The sequence below is a fragment of the Psychrobacter sp. 1U2 genome (genome assembly GCF_051847575.1).
In genome coordinates, this window is record NZ_JBPYDC010000602.1 from 1 (window position 1) to 946 (window position 946).

Genomic DNA, 946 nt, shown 5'->3' on the forward strand with positions numbered 1-946 from the left:
AAGCATGATAGGGTCAGCGGCAACGGTAATCTCACGTTCAAGACCACCAATCCGACTAATAGCGCTTACCCCTTGAATATCAGATAAGCGCTTGGTAATGGTGTCATCAACGAACCATGATAAGTCCTCAACACTCATATTATTGCCAGTCACAGAATACGTGACTACTGGAAATCCTGCTGTCGAGACTTTGGTAATAATAGGGTCATTCGCGGCGGCGGGTAAGTCTCCACGTACCTCACCGACAGCTGAACGCACATCATCCATGGCTTCTTGAATGTCTTTTTCTAACACAAACTCGGTTGCGATAGTCGCAGCGCCTGTTTGTAAGGTAGTACGAATATGCTTAATACCTTCAATGCTAGTCAGTCTGTTTTCAATCTTTTTAGCCACATCGTTTTCAAGCTGGGCTGGGGCAGCTCCTGGCAAAGTAACCGTGACTACGACCGCTGGTAGATCAATATCAGGGAACTGCTGCACTTTCATTTGTTGAAAGCCAAACAAACCACCGAAAGTGAGCAAGACAAATAATAAAATCGCAACGAGCGGGTTTTTGATAGAATAGGTAGATACATTCATATTCATGATGTTGCCTGCACAGCTTCACTTTCCACGACCCATACCAAGTCACCATCATTTAAAAAACTACCGCCTTGCTTGACCACTCTAGTATCGCTCGGCAAAAGCTCTGCAAGTACGACGCTGTCGCCAATACGATCTCCTAAGGTCACGCGCTGCTGTTGAATACGTCCGACCGTTTTGTCATTCTGGGTTTTGATATCCGTCACTAGCATCACATAATCATAGCCATCATTGCTGACAATGGCGCTATTGGGCACCGTTTGCATGCTTTCGCTACCGAGCAAAAACTCACCAGTTTGGTACATACCTGCACGCGCTGCAGAGTTGTCATTTAAGCTTGCATAGATAGTAATTTGACGGTTAT

General features: G+C 45.6%; 1 protein-coding gene and 1 pseudogene. Both read right to left on the minus strand.

Annotated features, from left to right (window positions below):
• On the minus strand, positions 1 to 585 hold a 585-nt coding region (locus tag ACS8FD_RS17555), incomplete at its 3' end, for an efflux RND transporter permease subunit (protein WP_439276793.1).
• Positions 582 to 946 (minus strand): annotated as a pseudogene (locus tag ACS8FD_RS17560) (efflux RND transporter periplasmic adaptor subunit); the annotation flags it as partial. The gene ACS8FD_RS17555 and the pseudogene ACS8FD_RS17560, both read right to left, overlap by 4 nt.